15 protein-coding genes and 1 tRNA gene are annotated in these 18,148 nt (G+C 71.2%); 6 read left to right on the top strand and 10 right to left on the bottom strand.

Annotation, left to right across the window (positions count from 1 at the left end):
- The first annotated feature begins 190 nt into the window (after positions 1-190).
- A complete protein-coding gene (locus tag N4G70_RS23880; protein ID WP_261714747.1) occupies positions 191-1,582 on the top strand; it encodes an NAD(P)/FAD-dependent oxidoreductase in 1,392 nt (463 codons plus the stop codon).
- Between the two features lie 261 nt (positions 1,583-1,843).
- Positions 1,844-3,136: a class I SAM-dependent methyltransferase gene (locus N4G70_RS23875; RefSeq protein ID WP_261714858.1), complete on the top strand. Its 1,293-nt coding sequence runs from the start codon at positions 1,844-1,846 to the stop codon at positions 3,134-3,136.
- Positions 3,137-3,217: 81 nt separating this feature from the next.
- Here the strand turns inward: N4G70_RS23875 and N4G70_RS23870 are convergent, their stop codons facing one another.
- Entirely contained in the window at positions 3,218-5,746 is a 2,529-nt protein-coding gene (locus tag N4G70_RS23870) for an ABC transporter permease (RefSeq protein WP_261714746.1), read from the bottom strand.
- A 367-nt stretch (positions 5,747-6,113) separates the two neighbouring features.
- Complete coding sequence (locus N4G70_RS23865; protein WP_261714745.1) at positions 6,114-6,884, bottom strand: ABC transporter ATP-binding protein; 771 nt, start codon at positions 6,882-6,884, stop codon at positions 6,114-6,116.
- A 445-nt stretch (positions 6,885-7,329) separates the two neighbouring features.
- Here N4G70_RS23865 and N4G70_RS23860 point away from each other — a divergent pair.
- A tRNA-Leu gene (locus tag N4G70_RS23860) sits at positions 7,330-7,411 on the top strand.
- 155 nt (positions 7,412-7,566) lie between these two features.
- The gene (locus N4G70_RS23855; protein WP_261714744.1) at positions 7,567-8,442 is read left to right on the top strand and encodes a Bax inhibitor-1/YccA family protein; all 876 of its coding nucleotides are present in this window, start codon (positions 7,567-7,569) and stop codon (positions 8,440-8,442) included.
- Between the two features lie 78 nt (positions 8,443-8,520).
- On the opposite strand, the gene N4G70_RS23850 is transcribed toward N4G70_RS23855, so the two are convergent.
- Together N4G70_RS23850 and N4G70_RS23845 are read right to left on the bottom strand one after the other, a co-directional pair.
- Complete coding sequence (locus tag N4G70_RS23850; protein WP_261714857.1) at positions 8,521-8,979, bottom strand: nuclear transport factor 2 family protein; 459 nt, start codon at positions 8,977-8,979, stop codon at positions 8,521-8,523.
- A gap of 14 nt (positions 8,980-8,993) precedes the next feature.
- Positions 8,994-9,632 (bottom strand): HD domain-containing protein, encoded by a 639-nt coding sequence (locus tag N4G70_RS23845; protein WP_261714743.1) that lies wholly within the window; start codon positions 9,630-9,632, stop codon positions 8,994-8,996.
- Positions 9,633-9,799: 167 nt separating this feature from the next.
- On the opposite strand from N4G70_RS23845, the gene N4G70_RS23840 reads away from it, so the two are divergent.
- Positions 9,800-10,801, top strand: a complete 1,002-nt coding sequence (locus tag N4G70_RS23840; protein ID WP_261714742.1) for a GlxA family transcriptional regulator — start codon at positions 9,800-9,802, stop codon at positions 10,799-10,801.
- 3 nt (positions 10,802-10,804) lie between these two features.
- Here the strand turns inward: N4G70_RS23840 and N4G70_RS23835 are convergent, their stop codons facing one another.
- The 3 genes from N4G70_RS23835 to N4G70_RS23825 form a co-directional block, all read right to left on the bottom strand.
- Positions 10,805-12,001 (bottom strand): glycoside hydrolase family 64 protein, encoded by a 1,197-nt coding sequence (locus tag N4G70_RS23835; RefSeq protein ID WP_261714741.1) that lies wholly within the window; start codon positions 11,999-12,001, stop codon positions 10,805-10,807.
- A gap of 17 nt (positions 12,002-12,018) precedes the next feature.
- Positions 12,019-13,425 (bottom strand): glycoside hydrolase family 16 protein, encoded by a 1,407-nt coding sequence (locus N4G70_RS23830; RefSeq protein WP_261714740.1) that lies wholly within the window; start codon positions 13,423-13,425, stop codon positions 12,019-12,021.
- Between the two features lie 271 nt (positions 13,426-13,696).
- Positions 13,697-13,927, bottom strand: coding sequence for a DUF4287 domain-containing protein (locus N4G70_RS23825; protein ID WP_261714739.1), 231 nt, complete (start codon positions 13,925-13,927; stop codon positions 13,697-13,699).
- A 101-nt stretch (positions 13,928-14,028) separates the two neighbouring features.
- Between N4G70_RS23825 and N4G70_RS23820 the strand changes: the two genes are divergently transcribed.
- A complete protein-coding gene (locus N4G70_RS23820; RefSeq protein ID WP_261714738.1) occupies positions 14,029-14,355 on the top strand; it encodes a hypothetical protein in 327 nt (108 codons plus the stop codon).
- Between the two features lie 45 nt (positions 14,356-14,400).
- Here N4G70_RS23820 and N4G70_RS23815 read toward each other — a convergent pair whose 3' ends face one another.
- From N4G70_RS23815 to N4G70_RS23805, 3 genes are all read right to left on the bottom strand, one after another.
- On the bottom strand, positions 14,401-15,201 hold the full coding sequence (locus N4G70_RS23815) for a hypothetical protein (protein ID WP_261714737.1): 801 nt from the start codon (positions 15,199-15,201) through the stop codon (positions 14,401-14,403).
- A 404-nt stretch (positions 15,202-15,605) separates the two neighbouring features.
- Positions 15,606-16,826 (bottom strand): acetyl-CoA C-acetyltransferase, encoded by a 1,221-nt coding sequence (locus tag N4G70_RS23810; RefSeq protein ID WP_261714736.1) that lies wholly within the window; start codon positions 16,824-16,826, stop codon positions 15,606-15,608.
- 227 nt (positions 16,827-17,053) lie between these two features.
- The gene (locus tag N4G70_RS23805; RefSeq protein WP_261714735.1) at positions 17,054-18,079 is read right to left on the bottom strand and encodes an SGNH/GDSL hydrolase family protein; all 1,026 of its coding nucleotides are present in this window, start codon (positions 18,077-18,079) and stop codon (positions 17,054-17,056) included.
- Positions 18,080-18,148 lie beyond the last annotated feature (69 nt).

Raw genomic sequence — 18,148 nt, 5'->3', positions numbered from 1 at the left:
CAGTGGTCCACCACGCCCGAGGCGGGGGAGGCCAGTTCAGGAGGGGTGAACAACGTTCCCCCGTACACCGTGGTTCCCTCCGGGCGCCATGACCTCGGTCACGTGGGCCGCGCAGTGTAGCAGAGGGCCTTGCGATCCTTGTGAAGGGGCGCACGAGCAGGGGGCCCCGGGCGGGTGGATACTCGATGGCATGAGCACCACGGAGCGTCCCAGGATCCTCGTAGTAGGTGGCGGGTACGTAGGCCTGTACGCAGCGCGACGCATTCTCAAGAAGATGCGTTACGCGGAAGCGACCGTCACGGTCGTCGACCCGCGCTCGTACATGACGTACCAGCCCTTCCTCCCCGAAGCCGCCGCAGGCAGCATCTCGCCGCGCCACGTCGTCGTCCCGCTGCGACGCGTCGTGCGTGGAGCCGAGGTGCTCACCGGCCGGGTCACCAGCATCGACCAGGACCGCAAGGTCGCCACGGTCGCGCCGCTCGTCGGCGAGGCCTACGAGCTGCCCTTCGACTACCTGGTGATCGCGATGGGTGCGGTCTCCCGCACCTTCCCGATCCCCGGCCTCGCCGAGCAGGGCATCGGCATGAAGGGCGTGGAAGAGGCCATCGGCCTGCGCAACCACGTCCTGGAGCAGCTCGACAAGGCCGACTCCACCACGGACGAGGACGTCCGCCGCAAGGCGCTGACCTTCGTCTTCGTGGGCGGCGGCTTCGCCGGCGCGGAGACCATCGGCGAGGTGGAGGACATGGCCCGCGACGCGGCCAAGTACTACACCAACGTCAAGCGCGAGGACATGCGCTTCATCCTGGTCGACGCCGCCGACAAGATCCTTCCCGAGGTCGGCCCGGAGCTCGGCCGCTGGGGCAAGGAGCACCTCGAGGGCCGTGGTGTCGAGATCTACCTCTCGACCTCCATGGACTCCTGCGTCGACGGCCACGTGGTGCTGAAGAACGGCCTCGAGGTCGACTCCAACACCATCGTGTGGACCGCCGGCGTCAAGCCCAACCCGGCGCTGTCCCGCTTCGGCCTCCCGCTCGGCCCGCGCGGCCACGTGGACGCCCAGCCGACCCTCCAGGTCACCGGCACCGACTACATCTGGGCCGCCGGCGACAACGCCCAGGTCCCCGACCTCGCCTCGCGCAAGGCCGGTGTCGAGAACGCCTGGTGCCCGCCGAACGCCCAGCACGCGCTGCGCCAGGCGAAGGTCCTCGGCGACAACGTGGTCTCCGGCATGCGGGGCTTCCCGCAGAAGGAGTACTCGCACGCCAACAAGGGTGCGGTGGCCGGTCTCGGCCTCCACAAGGGCGTCGCGATGATCGTCATGGGCAAGATGAAGATCAAGCTCAAGGGCCGTCTCGCCTGGTACATGCACCGTGGCTACCACGGTCTGGCCGTGCCGACCTGGAACCGCAAGATCCGTGTGATCGCCGACTGGACGCTCGCGATGTTCCTCAAGCGCGAGGTCGTCTCCCTCGGCGCGATGGAGACCCCGCGCGAGGAGTTCTACGAGGCGGCCAAGCCCGCCCCGGCTCCCGCGGCCAAGGTCGAGGGCAAGAACGAGCAGAAGGCCAAGGCCTCCTAGCTCCGGTCCCGGCTCCATCCGCTCCCTCCCGAAGGGGTCGCCCGCCATCCGTGGTGCGGGCGGCCCCTTCGGGCGTGCCCGCCCCCTTTCGGCGTGCCGTGCCGGTTCCCGCGCCCTCGCGCCCGGAGCCGGGTTTCGGCCACGGAAGATGCTGTATGAAGCCACCTCGTCACCTCCCTGCGCGGTAGCGGGATTGCCGCGCGCCCGGGCAGTGTTGTCCAGGGTGCTGTGACATTTCTGCGAGGTACGGAGGTGTGCGCGATGGCCGACGCGGCGCTGCGGCTGACCGCTCTTGCCGAGGATGTGCTGGGGGAGGCCCTGCCGATACGGATCAGGGCGTGGGACGGCAGCGAGGCGGGCCCGCCCGGAGCCCCCGTTCTGGTCGTACGCCATCGGCGCGCGCTGCGCCGACTGCTGTGGAAACCGGGCGAACTGGGCCTGGCCCGCGCCTGGGTGGCCGGTGAACTCGACGTCGAGGGCGACCTGTACGCCCTGTTGGGCCGGCTGTCCGGGCTGATCTGGGAGCGCGAGGAGGAGCCCGGCAAGCGGGTGCACCCGGCGCGCGACCCGCGCCTGCGGGCCGCCGCCAAGGAGCTGGTGAGACTGGGTGGCGCGCTGCCTCCGCCGGCCCCGCCCGCCGAGGAGGTGCGCCGGCGCACGGGACGGCTGCACACCAAGCGGCGCGACAAGGAGGCGATCAGCCACCATTACGACGTCGGCAACGACTTCTACGCGCTGGTGCTCGGCCCCTCGATGGTCTACTCGTGCGCGTACTGGGAGAGCCCCGGGGCCACCCTCGAAGAGGCCCAGCGCGACAAACTCGACCTGGTCTGCCGCAAGTTGGCCCTCAAGGAGGGCGACCGGCTCCTGGACGTCGGCTGCGGCTGGGGCTCGATGGCCATCCACGCGGCCCGCGAGTACGGCGCCCGTGTCGTCGGCATCACGCTCTCGCGCGAGCAGGCGGCGTACGCCCGCAAGCGCATCGCGGAGGAGGGCCTGACCGACCGGATAGAGATCCGCGTCCAGGACTACCGGGACGTCAAGGACGGTCCCTACGACGCCATTTCGTCCATCGGGATGGCCGAGCATGTCGGCTCGGAGCGCTACGCGGAGTATGCGGCCATCCTGTACGCCCTGCTCAGGGACGGCGGCCGGCTGCTCAACCACCAGATCGCCCGGCGCCCCGAGCGGGACGAATCGGCGTACCACATCGACGAGTTCATCGACGCCTACGTCTTCCCCGACGGCGAGCTGGCCCCGGTCGGGCGGACCCTGTCGGCCCTGGAGGAGGCCGGGTTCGAGGCGCGGGACGTCGAACCCATCCGGGAGCACTACGCCCTGACGCTCCGTCAGTGGGTGGCCAACCTGGAGTCCGACTGGCCGCGCGCCGTGCGCCACACCAGCCCCGGCCGGGCCAGGATCTGGCGGCTCTACATGGCGGCCTCCGCGCTCTCCTTCGAACGCAACCGGATCGGCGTCAACCAGATCCTCGCGGTGAAGACCCCGGTGAGCGGCGCCTCGGGGATGCCGCTGCGGGCCCGCACCTGGAACTGAGTACCCGCACTAAGGGCCTCCGGGAAGCGCGAACGCTCCCGGAGGCCCTTCAACTGCCTTGTGTGCAACCGCAGTTGACCGCTATTCGGTCTTGATCGCCGTGAGCATGTTCAGCTTCGCGGCGCTGCGGGCCGGCCACATCGCGGCGAGCACGCCCACCAGCCCGGCGAGCAGCAGGAAGACGGCGATCCGGTCCCACGGCATGACCAGGACGTAGCCCGGGATCGAGGTCTTGATGGTCTGGCCGATGGCCCAGGCGAGGAAGGAGCCGAGGCCGACGCCGATCGCCGCGCCGAACAAGGAGATGACCACGGCCTCCAGGCGGATCATGGTCTTGACCTTGCGACGGTCCAGGCCGATCGCCCGCAGCATGCCGATCTCCTGCTGGCGCTCGAACACCGACATCGCGAGGGTGTTGATCACGCCGAGCACCGCGATGATCAGGGCCATCGCGAGCAGGCCGTACATGATGTTGAGCATCGCGTTGATCATGCCGCCGGCTTCGTTGCGGATGTCCTGCCGGTCCATGAACTTGATCGCCGGGTTCTGTCCCAACGCGTCGACCAGGGCCTTCTCGTGGGCGCTCGTGGCGCCGCCGTCCACCTTGACGTAGACCTCGGGAATGTAGGCCTTGCTCTGGTGCGCGTCGAGCACGGAGGTCGGGGCGAGGACCGAGTCCAGGAACTCTGTCTCCTTGTAGGTCGCGCCGATCGTCAGCTCGCCCTTCTTCTTGTCCGCGAACTCGACAGCGACCTTGGCCCCCGCCGTCCAGCCGTGCTTGGCAGCCGTCTTGTCGTCGACGGCGAGCTGCCCCCGGCCGAGAGTGGCCAGCGAACCGGAGACCGGCTCGATCTTGATGAGCTTGTCGATGTCGGGCGTGACGCCGGCCACCGACTGCTCGGAGTCACCGATCTTCAGGTACGAGGACTGCTTGGGCGAGACCGCCGAGACGCCGGGCGCCTTGCGCAGGGAGGAGACGACCTCCGGGTCGAGCCCGGAACCGCCGGCCGCCATCTGGACCAGGTAGTCGGCCTTGAGGTTGTCGGTGGTCATCTTGTCGACGGCCGTGCCGATCGTGATGCCCAGCACCGAGAGGCCCGTGACCAGGGTCAGGCCGATGGCGAGCGCGGAGGCGGTGGCGCCGGTGCGGCGCGGGTTGCGCACCGCGTTCTGGCTGGCGAGCTTGCCCGAGACGCCGAAGACCTTGCTCAGAGCGGGGCGTACGAGGGCGATGACCGGGCGCGACAGCAGCGGGATCAGGATGATGATGCCGATCAGGGCGAAGAAGGCACCCGCGCCGATCATGTACTTGCCGTCCTTGCCCGTGGCGGCACCGGCCACGATGGCGGCGGCGCCGGCGAGCGTGATGACGCCGCCGATGGAGTTCCGCACGACCAGGGACTTGGTGGTGGCCACGCCGTGCACGCTGTTCATGGCGGCGACCGGCGGGATCTTCGCGGCGCGCCAGGCGGGCAGCAGGGCGGCGACCATGGTGACGAGGATGCCGACCGCGAGCGAGGCGATCACCGGCGTGGCCGTGACGATCAGCGGGCCCGCGGGCATCTTGGCGCCGAACATGTCGATCACGGACCGCAGCCCGGTCGCGAGCCCGATGCCGAGCGCGAAGCCGATGACGGAGGCGAGGGCGCCGACCACCAGCGCCTCGGCGAGCACCGAGCGCCGGACCTGGCCGCGCGAGGCGCCCACGGCGCGCATCAGGGCGAGTTCACGGGTGCGCTGGGCGACCAGCATGGTGAAGGTGTTGGAGATCAGGAAGATGCCGACGAACAGGGAGATGCCGGCGAAGACGAGCAGCATCTGGTTGAGGCCGCTGAGGCCCTCCTTGATGCTCTTGGCCTCCCGGTCGGCGAGCGCCTGGCCGGTCTTGGCGTCGGCGTTCTTGGGCAGGAGCGGCTTGACCTCGTCGAGGATCTTCTGCGCGTCGGCGCCGGGGGTGGCGGCCAGGTTCACGTTCTGGAAGTAGCCCGGCTTGAGGTAGAGGCGCTGGGCGACGGCGGTGTCGAAGAGGACGAGGCTGCCGCCCGCGTTGACCTGGCCGTCCTCGGTGGTGAAGACACCGGCGAGCTTGTACGTCCTGACCGGCCCGTTGGTGGCGACGCGCACGCTGTCGCCCACCGCGTACTCACCCTTGTCGGCGCTGTCCTTGTCGAGGGCGATCTGGTCGTCCCGTACCGGGCCCGCGCCCTGGACGAAGGTGTACGAGGGGTCCTTGCCGTCCTTGCCGGGGGCGAAGTTGCCCCCCTTGTTGGCCCAGCCCTGCCCGATCAGCTTTCCGTCGGTGCCGGCCACCCCGGCGAAGCCGTCCACGCGCCCGGTGGCGGAGGCGACCCCGTCGAGCGCGGCCATCTTCTGGAGGGTCCGCGTGCTGATGCCGGGCTCCCGCTCGGTGTCCTCGGCACTGCCGTACGAGCTGACGGCCACGGCCACCTTGTCGTAGCTCTTGGACGACTGGTTGCGGAAGGCGCTGCCGAGGGTGTCGGTGAAGATGAGCGTGCCGGAGACGAAGGCGACGCCGAGCATGACGGCGAGCACCGTCATCAGCAGCCGGGCCTTGTGCGCGAGCACGTTGCGCAGGGCGGTCTTGAACATGGGGTCTTCTCAGTCCTGGTGAGTTCTCTGGAGCCGGCCCCTCCGGGGAGGGTGCGGTGCGAGCCCCTCCGGGGAGGGGGCGGTGCTGGATGGGTGCGGGCCGTGCGGGGCCGCGGGGCCGTTCGCGCAGTTCCCCGCGCCCCTGAGGGCCCTTCGGTCTGCGGGCCGTGCGTGGCTGGTCGCGCAGTTCCCCGCGCCCCTTAAATATTCGGTGCGGGGCAGCATGGGCATACCTAGCCCGTCCGGCGATTGAGGACGAGCGCCGTTCAGGCGCGAACGGGGGTGCAGGGGGCGGAGCCCCCGCCGGTGCGGGGCGCGGGCGAAACACGCCCAGGGGGTTCGGGGGCAGCGCCACCGACGGCTCGGGCTAGCTGGTGCGGCCCTTCGCCTCGAACGCCTTCATCCGGTCGAGCACCCCATCCGCACTGGGCCGCAGCATCTCGTCCACGATCCGCCCGTCGGCGAGGAAGATGACCCGGTCCGCGTAGGACGCGGCGACCGGGTCATGGGTCACCATGACCACCGTCTGCCCGAGCTCGCGCACCGAGTTGCGCAGGAAGCCGAGAACCTCCGCGCCGGAGCGCGAGTCCAGGTTTCCGGTCGGCTCGTCGCCGAAGATGATCTCCGGCTGGGAGGCGAGCGCGCGGGCCACGGCGACGCGCTGCTGCTGGCCGCCGGAGAGCTGGGTGGGACGGTGGCCGAGGCGGTCCGCGAGGCCCACCATGGAGATGACCTGGTCGAGCCACTGCTTGTTCGGCTTGCGGCCCGCTATGTCCATCGGCAGCGTGATGTTCTCCAGGGCGGTCAGCGTGGGCAGCAGGTTGAACGCCTGGAAGATGAAGCCGATCTTGTCCCGGCGCAGCTGGGTGAGCTGCTTGTCCTTGAGGGAGCCGAGCTCGGTCTCGCCGATGCGGACGGCGCCGGAGCTGAAGGAGTCCAGACCGGCGACGCAGTGCATCAGCGTGGACTTGCCGGAGCCCGAGGGGCCCATGATCGCGGTGAACTCGCCCTGCCGGAAGTCGACCGTGACCTGGTCGAGGGCGACCACCTGGGTCTCGCCCGTGCCGTAGACCTTCGACAGTTCGATGGCGCGGGCGGCCACCGCGGTCGCGCGGTGTGCGGTGGGGATGGTGGTCACGGAGGTGCTCCTGTCGAACGGCTTTCGGGGACGTTCCCATCCTTGCCGCCCACCGCCGCCGGATCGTCAGTCCCTGTGCCCGTTCGGGGGCCCTCTTGAGTCGGACGCGGGAGCCGCTTCCGTCCTCCTGAGGTATGACGGCGTCCCTGAGACGGTCACCGGATCCAGGCGCCCGCGACCGCCGCTCCGGGCGGACTCCCGCGGGGCGTGCCAACCTCTGCGCGAATGGTGTGACGGGGCATCGACTTTCCGTCATTCCCATTCCGCGTTCCGGGACGGCCCGGACGCCCGGCCAACCGCCTCCGGCATGTGCCAACACCGCTCCGAGCTGTGCTGACGCACCCTCAAGCGCCAATAAAATAAGACAACATCGGATAGCTGTTCCGCTGTTCGAGGGACACGCCCGGCTAGGCTCGTCCCGCGAAACGCGGAGCCGCGCGCCCTTGCCCGGATGGTGGAACGCAGACACGGCGAGCTTAAACCTCGCTGGCCTTCGGGCCGTGCCGGTTCGAGTCCGGCTCCGGGCACTCACGCAGGCTCCGGCCGCCCCGCGCGTCGGGGTGTCGGACCCTTGCACACCCCTCCTCCCCGCGTGAAGATCCTCCCTAGGCAGTACGTGGTTTCTTTGCATGCCCATTACCCTTGACGGCAAGGCCGCGCACGGTGGCCATGGAGGAGTGAGATGAGGAGCAGCAACCCGGTCTTCTCGCGACGGGGGTTCAGCCGCGACAACGGCTACGCCGGTTTCGACACCGCGCAGCAGCCGCAGGCCGGGGGCAACCCGTACGCGCAGGCGCCCACGAACCCGTACGCGACGAATCCGTACGCCCAGCAGGACACGCAGCAGGGCGTCCCGCAGGCGCCGGCCCGTTCCGGCGCGATGACGATCGACGACGTGGTCTCGCGCACCGCGATCACGCTCGGCACGGTCGTCGCGGGTGCGGTCGTCGCCTGGCTGGCGCTGCCGGTCGACGCGGCGAACATCAACAAGTCCTACGGCATCGCCATCGGTTCCGCGCTGATCGCGTTCGTCCTCGCCATGGTGCAGTCCTTCAAGCGCAGGCCGACGCCGGCGCTGATCCTCGGGTACGCGGCCTTCGAGGGCGTCTTCCTCGGCGTGATCAGCTCGGTCGTCACGACGTATGTGTCGGCGGGCGCGGTGCCGCAGGCGGTGCTGGGCACGATGGCCGTCTTCGCCGGCGTGCTCATCGCCTACAAGACCCGGCTGATCCGGGTCAACCGCCGCTTCACCGGTTTCGTCATGGCCGCGGCCATCGGCTTCGTGCTCCTGATGCTGGTCAACTCGCTGTTCGCCGTCTTCGGCGGCGGGGACGGCCTCGGCTTCCGCAGCGGTGGCCTCGGCATCCTCTTCGGGATCATCGGCATCATCCTCGGTGCGTGCTTCCTCGCCCTCGACTTCAAGCAGGTCGAGGACGGGATCACCTACGGCGCCCCGCGCGAGGAGTCCTGGCTGGCGGCCTTCGGCCTCACCATGACCCTGGTGTGGATCTACCTGGAGGCGCTGCGGCTGATCTCCATCCTCCAGGGCAACGATTGACCCCGGGGTAGCGAACACCACGAGGGGCCCCGCCCGGCGCACTGCCGGGCGGGGCCCCTCGTGCGACCGGGCCCCGCGTCACTCCAGCGGCAACGCGGCCCCGTCCTCCCCGGGCCGCCGGGGTCCGAGGATCCGCCGGTCCTCGGCCCGGATGGGTACGTCGTTGATGCTCGCCTCACGTCGCCGCATCAGGCCGTGCGCGTCGAACTCCCACAGTTCGTTGCCGTACGAGCGCCAGTGGCGGCCGTCCGCGTCACGCCACTCGTACTGGAAGCGGACCGCGATCCGGTCGTCCCCGTACGCCCACAGGTCCTTGCGCAGCGCGTAGTCGAGCTCCCTGCGCCACTTCGCGGCGAGGAAGGCGCGGATCTCCGCCCGGCCGGTCAGGAAGGAGTCGCGATTGCGCCACACCGAGTCCTCTGTGTAGGCGAGCGCGACCCGTTCGGGGTCACGCGTGTTCCAGGCGTCCTCGGCGGCCCGCACCTTCGCGCGCGCCCCGGCCTCGGTGAACGGCGGCACGGGAGGCCGGACGGGGATCTCCTCGGCAGGGCTCATGCGGACCACCGCGAGTTCTCGATGACGGAGACGAAGTCGGTACGGACGAAGCCCGGCGAGAAGCGGGCGAGCACGTCGGCCTTGACGTTGCCGAACGCGGTGTCCGGGCGGTGGGCGATGCCCTCGGTGAACGCCGCGAGGATCCGCCGCTTGAAGTCCGGTCTCGGGTGGGCGGCCACGACCGCCTCCCGCTGGGCGTCCGTGAGCTCGTCGAAGCCGAACCCCAGGACGTCGACCTCGACGCCCGCGGTGACCAGCGCGATCTCCGGCTCCATCCGGTGGGGGATCTCCGGCGTCGTGTGCAGGGCGATCGCCGTCCAGGCGGTCCGGGCCCGCTCGGCCGGCAGGCCGTGCCGCAGCAGGAAGTCCCGGGCGGCGCCCGCGCCGTCGAGTTCGAAGCGCTGCTGGGACGTGGCGTACGTCGGTGTCAGCCCCAGGTCGTGGAAGAGCGCCGCCACGTACAGGAGTTCCGGGTCGAAGGCCAGGCCGCGCCGGTGGCCGCGCAGCGCTCCGAAGAGGAAGACGCGGCGCGAGTGGGCGTAGAGCAGCTCGCCCGCGAGGTCGCGGACCAGCTCGGTCGCCTCCTGGGCGAGTGCGCTGTCGGGGATCGCGACATCGGCGATACGTGGGGTCACTTCGGCTCCTGTTCGGGTGCGGCGGCCGGGTCCGCGACGGGTGCCGGGGCCCTGTCGGCATCTCTGCCGTGCTCCCCTCAACCTGCCGCCCGCGCACCCCCACCCGCCATGTCCATCCGGACAGGAATCCCACACATCTGGCCATGGCACGGCGCTAACCTGGGGAGATGAGCACGCGCGAACTCCCCTTGCCGCGGTCCCTCTCTCGCACCATCGCCGTCCTCGCGTACGACGGCGTACGACTGCTCGATGTCTCGGCCCCGCTGGAGGTGTTCAGTACGGCGGCCACCCTGGGCGCCCGCTACGAAGTGACCCTGTTCTCCCCCTCGGGCGGGCCGGTCACCACCTCGGCCGGTACCCGGCTGCTCACGGACCCGGTCGACGCGTGCGCGGGGCGCGTCCACACGCTGATCGTGCCCGGGTCTCCCGGTCTCCCCGAGCGGATGCCGGCCGGACTCGTCGACGCCACCCGCGCCCTGCACGCGGTGTCCTGGCGCACCGCGTCCGTCTGCACCGGCGCCTTCGCGCTCGCCGAGGCGGGGCTGCTGCGCGGTCGCCGCGCCACCACGCACTGGCGGCACACGGCCACGCTCACCCGACGCCATCGCGACATCGACGTGGACGGCGACGCGATCTTCGTGAAGGACGGGCGGATCTACACCTCGGCGGGGGTGAGCGCGGGACTCGACCTGTCGCTGGCCCTGGTCGAAGCCGACGAAGGGCCCGACCTCACCCGCGAAGTCGCCCGCGACCTCGTGGTCTTCCTCCAGCGCCCGGGCGGCCAGTCCCAGTTCTCCGTCGCCTCCCGCACCCCCGCCCCGCGCCACGGCGCGCTCGCCGCACTCCTGCGCTCCATCGCCACGGACCCGGCAGCCGACCACTCCCTTCCCCACCTCGCCCGCAGGGCCGGCCTCAGCGCCCGCCATCTGACCCGGCTCTTCACCGAGGAGGTCGGCTGTACGCCGGGCGGCTATGTCGAGTCGATGCGCCTCGAAGCCGCCCGGGCACTCCTCGACGCGGGCGGGACGGTCACGGAGGCGGCCCACCGCAGCGGCCTGGGCAGCGACGAGACCCTGCGCAGGGTGTTCCTGCGCCACCTGGGGGTCACCCCCTCGGCCTACCGCGCCCGCTTCAGCACGACGCACCCGAGCGGGCGACGACCACGTTGACCCTCACCAGCCGATCGAGAGCGTCAGCTCCGTCGGCGGGTTCGCGTTGCCCAGGATCTGCACCGAGGACTGGTCGTCGATGTCGTCGTACGGGAACCCGTACGCCCGGCCGGCCAGGCCCACCGTGTGGAAGAACGCCGCGTAGTCGTTCTTCGGGGTGGTGCCCGGGTAGTACGCGGACGGGGTGTGCCACAGCGCGGTGTTCTGGGCCACGCCCCGGTTGAACGCGGCGCAGAACTCCGCGCCGAGCCGCTTCTCCACGTCGCTGCCCGAGGCGAGCGTCCCCGAGCAGGCCATGACCTCGCGCGAGCTCGGCCTGCGCAGGGTGTAGGGGCCGGCCCCGTTCCTGGTGAAGGTCAGGGTGTCGCCCGAGACCCGCCCGGAGAACGTCTCGCCCGGCAGGCTCAGGGTGAACGGATGCGCGGCGTAGTAGCTCCACGTGCCGTTCACCGTCGCCGTCAGATGGTCGGCGGGGAAGGCGGCGGCCGAGCGCGGGGCCACGATGCGATAGGTGGACCGCAGCGGCTGGAACGCCGCCCCGACGCTCGACGCGTACGCCGACATGACCTCGGCGCGGGAGCGGCTGATGCCCCGCGTCGTGTCGTAGCCGCTGGAGGTCTGGCGCAGCCGCGCGGTCATCGGGAAGCCGAACTGGTCGACCTGGGTGGTGTTCCCGCCGAACGCCGCCTGCCCGTCGACGAAGGTGTACTCGTACCAGTCGTAGTACACGTCGTTGTTGGGGTCGGAGGGGTTGTTGGGGTCGGGGCCGCCCCAGCCCTGGTCGTCGGGCGCGACGGGGATGTAGAGCGGCGAGCCGAGGGAGAGGTAGACGCGGCCGCCGCGGATCGAGGACGGGGAGGGCACCGTGCCGCCCACCTGGGCCAGGGTGAACGACATGTTCGGGAAGTTCACGCCGTGCTTGGTGAGGTGGCCCGGCGCGTTCGCGTCGAGGTGGTTGATGTGGGCCGTCGTGCCGTCGGGCTTGAGGTACGACCACTGGCCGGGGGTGATCTGGCCGAGCACGGTGACGTAGATCTGGCCGTCGGCGTACGCGCCATGGGTGTTGTTCTGGAACACGATCGGGAAGCCGGCCGCGACGGCCCGCGGGGCGTCGGACGCCGTCGCCGTGGTGGTGCCCGCGCCGAGGAACAGCAGGGCGCTCGTGGTCGCGGCCGCGAGGAGCAGCCGTACGGTCTTCATGGCTGTGCCCCTCCTCATCAGTGGCCGAACGTGAACCAGTTGACGTTCACGAAGTCCGCGCCCTGGCCGCTGGTGAAGGTCAGGTACACGTCGTGGGTGCCGGTGACGCCGCTGATGTTGGCGGGGACGGTGCGCCAGCTCTGCCAGCCGCCCGTGTTGGCGACGGCGAAGCTGCCGACGGGCGCGCTGCTCGGGCTGTCCAGGCGTACCTCCACCAGACCGCTGACCCCGCCGGACGCGCCGCTCGCCACCCTCGCGGAGAACTGCCGGGCCGGCGTCGTACCGAAGGCGACACCCTTGTAGAGCGCCCAGTCGCCGTTGGCGAGGGAGCCGAGGTCCTGGCCGCCGCCGCTGTCGGTGGTGGCCTCCTTGACCACGCCCGACTGCTGGTCGTACGACTCGGCCTGGAGGGTGCCGTAGGCGTCGCGGTTACCGCTGGGCGGGGTGGTGGGAGGCGTGGTGGGGGGTGTCGTGCCGGAGCCCGCCTGGAGCACGGTGACGTAGTCGACGAACAGGGAGTGGCCCGGCTGGGTGCCCGCGTCGGGGCCGCCACCGAACGCGTCGGGGAAGCCGCCGCCCATGGCGACGTTGAGGATGACGAAGTAGCCGTGGTTGGTGGCGTTCGTCCAGGTCGCCGCGTCCACCTGATTCTGGTTCACGGTATGGAAGTTGACGCCGTCCAGAGAGAAGCGCATCTGCGCCACCGACCCCGAGCGGTCCCACTCGACGGCGTAGGTGTGGAAGCCGCCCTGGCAGGTGGATCCGTCGCAGGCCTTCTGGCCGCCGATGCCGGTGGTCTCGTTGCAGGGGCCGCCGGGGCTGGTGCCGCAGTGCATCGTGGACCAGTTGTTGTTCAGGCCCTGGACGTTCTCCATGACGTCGAGCTCGCCGATGCCGGGCCAGTTCCACCAGTTGCCGCGGAAGGGTGCGCCCAGCGCCCAGAACGCGGGCCAGTAGCCCTTGGCGGCGGCGCCCGTCACATCGGGCATCCGCAGGCGCGACTCGATGCGGAGCTTGCCGCCGGCGGGGGGCTGGAAGTCGGAGCGGCGGGTCTCGACGCGGCCCGAGGTCCAGTGGCCCGAGGCGTCGCGCTGCGGGGTGATGCGCAGGTTCCCGGCGCCGTCGAGCGCCACGTTGCTGGTGGACGAGGTCATCGTCTCGACCTCGCCGGTACCGAAGTTGGCGGGGCCGCCGGGGTAGCTGGTGCCGGTCGTGTACTGCCAGTTGTTGGTGTCCACCCCCGACCCGGCCGGGCCGTTGAAGTCGTCGCTGAACACGGTGGACCAGCCCGCGGGGGGTGGCGGGGCGGAGGCGCTGGCGGGCAGGGCGACGACCGCGGCCGAGGCGGCGGCGAGGCCGAGGGTGGAGAGGACGGCGACCAGGGCGCGTCGGGCCGGGCCGCGTCTGTGGGGTGTGGGGCGCATGTGGGGGGCCTCTCTCGGAAAGAGAGCGCTCTGAGAGCGCTCTCAACGACGGGCTGCGCGGTCACTGTGCTCCCCGTCGCCGGGAGCGTCAAGAGGTAAAGCGGTGAAAGGCCTTGCCAGGAAAGGGAGTTCACCTACTGAAGGCGGCCCGGGACGCGTGGTGCGGGCGGGGCCGCGGGCAGCGCTTCGCCCCGCCGACGCGTTGCCGACGGGGCGAAGGAGCGGTGCGCTTCCCTCGGGGGTGCGGGAAGCCGAACGATTCCTTTCGGAACTAGAGCAGCCGGCGGGCGGCTCGCCTCAGGTCGTACTCATGGATGATCGCCTTGGCGTGTCCATAGGCGAGATCGTGCTCGCTCCGGAGCCAGCTCACCTTCTCCTCGAAGCGGCAGAGGGAGGGGCCTTCGTCGACGGTGCGGAGCCAGTCGGACACCTCACGACCGGTGCAATGGGGGATGCGGGAGAGCAGGTTGCGGTGGGTCTCATCGGAGAAGACTTGGGACATCGGCGCCTCCGGGGGCATTGCGCGCGAACTGGCCTTCACTGCACCGTGCCTGAGCGTTCGCGTATTGGCAACAGTGCGGGGGAGGCGCGTAGGGTCGCGGCGTGCTCGATGTGAACCCCCTGATCTTGGCCGTGGACCGCTTCGCCGACCGGCTGCGTGCCGCTCCCGAGAGCCGCCTTCGCCGCGGCGCCGCCGCCGAAGGGCTCGCGCTCGCACGGGAGTTGGCGATCCTCGCGCAGCGCGTCGAGAACCCGGAGCGCGAGCCGCTGGTGATGCCGGACGCCGGGGTGTTCGCGGTCGCCGACCAGGTCATGGTCGCCGGACGGGATCTGGCGCAGGCCCTGCACCACGCGAAGACCCCGCCCGGCGGGGAGCCGGACGGGGCCGTGAAGCGGGTGGAAGCCGCGGGGGAACGGGCCTTCGGTTAGCGGCGGAGCGCCCTCGGTCATGCGCCGAGGGCGTCCGGCGCGGCCTCAGAGCGAGGCGATGACCCGGTCCGCGAGGATGTAGACGCTCTCCTCGCCGCAGGAGAAGGTCAGCGCATACGCCCCGGACACCCCGGAACCGCCGAGCAGCACCGGGGCCTCGCCGTCGCGCAGGGCGTCCGCGAGGCGCTCCGCGGTCTCGCGGTGGCCCGGGGTCATGCAGAGCGTGGTGCCGTCGGCGAAGACGTACACGTCGAGCGTGCCGAGCGGCCCCGGACGCACGTCCGCGAGCTCGGTGCGGGACTCGGCGAGCTCCTCCAGGCGCGAGACGGTGGCCTCGTGGTCGGCGACGACGGGCGTCTGGACCGGCACGAAGTCGGGGTGCGAGGGATGGCGGCGGCGGGCCGCGGCCAGCTCGGGGGAGTCCTCGGGGAACTCCTCGGCCAGCTCCAGGGCCTCGGCCTCCAGACCCACGAAGTCCGCCTGGCGGGGCAGGAAGAACGCGGCGTCCTCGCCGAGCCCCGGGAGCCCGCCCAGCATCGGGGAGGGCGCGTCGGCGGCGTCCCTGGCCTCCTGGGCGGCCCAGAAGGCGCGCGCCTCGGCCAGCTCGCGCTCCCGCTCCTCGGCGAGCGCCTCGGCGACGGCGGCGCGTATTTCGGCGGCCGGTGTCGCGGCGGAGCGGGCCTGCTGGGGCAGGGTCACGGCGGTGTCGGCGCGGTGTTCGGCACGGGCGGCTGCCAGGTCTTCGCGCAGGGCCACGACCTGCTTGCGCAGCCCGTGGGCAGCGTGCAGGGCAGCGGCGCCCACGGCCGTGGCAGCGGCCGTGGTCAGCAGTAGGGCAAGAGGCATGGCGCTCACTGACGTACTCCCGGATTCAAACGATTCCCCGACTTCCTACATCAGCTTGTCGTGAGCCCGCTCCCGCTGTCAGTGCATTACGTCACGAAATGGACAGGTCTTTCGGCCTCGCGTTTATCCCTGCACCGCATCTGACCTGGGGAAACGGTGTTTCCGCAGGAGATACGTCACATCCTGGGGGAGATTCGGTCACGGTTAGGACGCGGCAGGGTTGGCCGTGAGCGCCCCGTGGGAGGCGAGTGGCCTGGTCAGGGGGCCAGGGGTGGTGTCCAGGGGCCCGGCGGGGACGGCCGGGGCGTCAACGCTGCGTCGACCGGGCGTCAACGCTGCGTCGACCGGGGGTCAACGCTGCGTCGACCGGGGGTCAACGCAGCGCTCCCGCCGCCTCGTTGGCGTCAGCTGAGACGCTCGATGACCATCGCCATGCCCTGGCCGCCGCCGACGCACATGGTCTCCAGGCCGAACTGCTTGTCGTGGAACTGGAGGCTGTTGATCAGCGTGCCGGTGAGGCGGGCGCCGGTCATGCCGAAGGGGTGGCCGACCGCGATGGCGCCGCCGTTGACGTTCAGCTTGTCCAGCGGGATGCCGAGGTCCTGGTAGGACGGGATCACCTGGGCGGCGAACGCCTCGTTGATCTCGAAGAGGTCGATGTCGTCGACGGTCAGACCGGCGCGCCTGAGCGCCTGGCGGGACGCCTCGACCGGGCCGAGGCCCATGATCTCGGGCGACAGGCCGGTCACGCCGGTGGAGACGATGCGGGCCAGCGGGGTCAGACCCAGCTCGCGCGCCTTGGTGTCGCTCATGATGACCAGCGCGGCCGCGCCGTCGTTCAGCGGACAGCAGTTGCCCGCGGTGACGAGTCCGTCGGGGCGGAAGACGGGCTTGAGGCCCTCGACGCCCTCGACGGTGACGCCCGCGCGGGGGCCGTCGTCCTTGCTGACCACGGTGCCGTCCGGGGTCGTCACGGGCGTGATCTCGCGCTCCCAGAAGCCGTTCTTGATGGCTTCCTCGGCGAGGTTCTGCGAGCGCACGCCGAACTCGTCCATCTCGCGCCGCGAGATGCCCTTGAGGCGGGCGAGGTTCTCGGCGGTCTGGCCCATCGCGATGTACGCGTCCGGCACCAGGCCGTCCTCGCGCGGGTCGTGCCAGTCGGAGCCCTCGGACTGCGCGACGGCGGCGGTGCGCGCCTCGGCGTCCGCGAAGAACGGGTTGTGGGTGTCGGGCAGGCCGTCGGAGGAGCCCTTCACGGAGCGGGACACCATCTCGACACCGGCCGAGATGAACACGTCGCCCTCGCCCGCCTTGATGGCGTGCAGGGCCATGCGCGAGGTCTGGAGCGAGGACGAGCAGTACCGGGTGATGGTGCAGCCCGGCAGGTGGTCCATGCCCATCTGCACGGCCACGATGCGGCCGAGGTTGTGGCCCTGCTCGCCGCCGGGGAGGCCGCAGCCGAGCATAAGGTCGTCGATGTCGCGCGGGTCCAGGCCCGGCACCTTGGCGAGGGCGGCCTCGATGATCGTGGCGGTCAGGTCGTCCGGGCGCAGGTCCTTGAGGGAACCCTTGAAGGCGCGGCCGATGGGGGAACGGGCGGCAGAGACGATCACGGCTTCGGGCATCACGGCTCCAGGGGATGGGAAGGCAGGACTCTCTGGGAAGTTACCCGTACGTACTGGATTGGTCATCCGGGGTGGCGTGTGATGCCGGACTCTTTTCTAAGCGGTTGCTCAGGACCGGTCCGGCGGCCGGGAGGCGGGCCGTTCCCGCGACCCGCCCGCGCGTGGCCGCACCGCCTGCGCCGGTGCTCGCCCGTACCGCCTCCGTCCCTGTTGGCCGGCCCGCCCCCTCAGGGCCCCGTGCGCGAACCGTTGGGGGTGGGCTCCACCGGGGCCGGAAGGCGACGCCTGCGGCGGTACTTGAGCAGGGCCCAGGGCGCACGCACGCCCGTGACCTCGGTGCCCGCCTGGGCCGCCGCCGCCGAGGCCGCCTTCGCCACCGGCAGGATGTCCTCGTTGCGCGAGGCGTCGGGGTGGTCGGACTCGGGCCACAGGCCGAGCGCGGCGCACAGCGTGGGCAGCACCGCCATCGCCGCGGTCGCGTACCCCTCGGCCGAGGGGTGGTAGTTGTCCGGCCCGAACAGCTCCCGGGGGTTCGCCGCGAACTCGGGGCCGAGCAGATGGCCGAGCGAGACCGTACGGCCGCCCTGCTCCACCACCACGATCGTCTGCGCGGCCGCGAGCTGGCGCGAGACGCGGCGGGCCAGCCAGCGCAGCGGCTGGTAGACGGGTTCGATGGTGCCGAGGTCCGGGCAGGTGCCGACGACCACCTCGGCTCCGGCCGTACGCAGTCTGCGCACCGCGGTGGACAGGTAGCGCACCGAGGTGGTGGGTGCCATCCGGGTGGTGACGTCGTTCGCGCCGATCATGATCACGCAGACGTCGGGGACGCGGTCGGGGTCCGCGAGCAGCAAGGACACCTGGCGTTCCAGATCGTCCGAGCGGGCCCCGGGCAGCGCCACGTTCCGCAGCGTCACCATGCGCTCGGCGACCGCCGCGAGCCCGGAGGCCAGCAGCGCCGCCGGGGTCTGGCCCGCTCTGCGCACCCCCTGGCCGGCCGCCGTCGAGTCGCCCAGCATGCCGAGCCTGAGCGGCGGCGTGCCGTCCGCGTAGGCCGTCCCGTACAGCCCGTCCGCGTTCGGGGCCTGCGGGGACCCGCTCCCCACCGAGCGCTTCGCGAGCGCCACCTCGGCCAGGACGACGCCGACCGCGGCCCCCGCGATCAGCCCGATGCCACCGCCGCCGAACGCCGCGCCCGTCGCGATCCGCCGTGCCGCTCTCGCCCTGGAACCCGTCCCCGCCACCGCCACCTCCATGGAACGTGCAGTCGTACAAGAGCTAACTGCCCGGTAGCGGGTGTCGCTCAATCCCGTGCAAAGGTGAAC

The sequence above is a fragment of the Streptomyces sp. ASQP_92 genome (assembly GCF_025399895.1).
GTDB lineage: Bacteria > Actinomycetota > Actinomycetes > Streptomycetales > Streptomycetaceae > Streptomyces.
The sequence above is the reverse complement of the archived record's forward strand: the minus strand, read 5'-3'. Positions and strand labels throughout refer to the sequence as shown.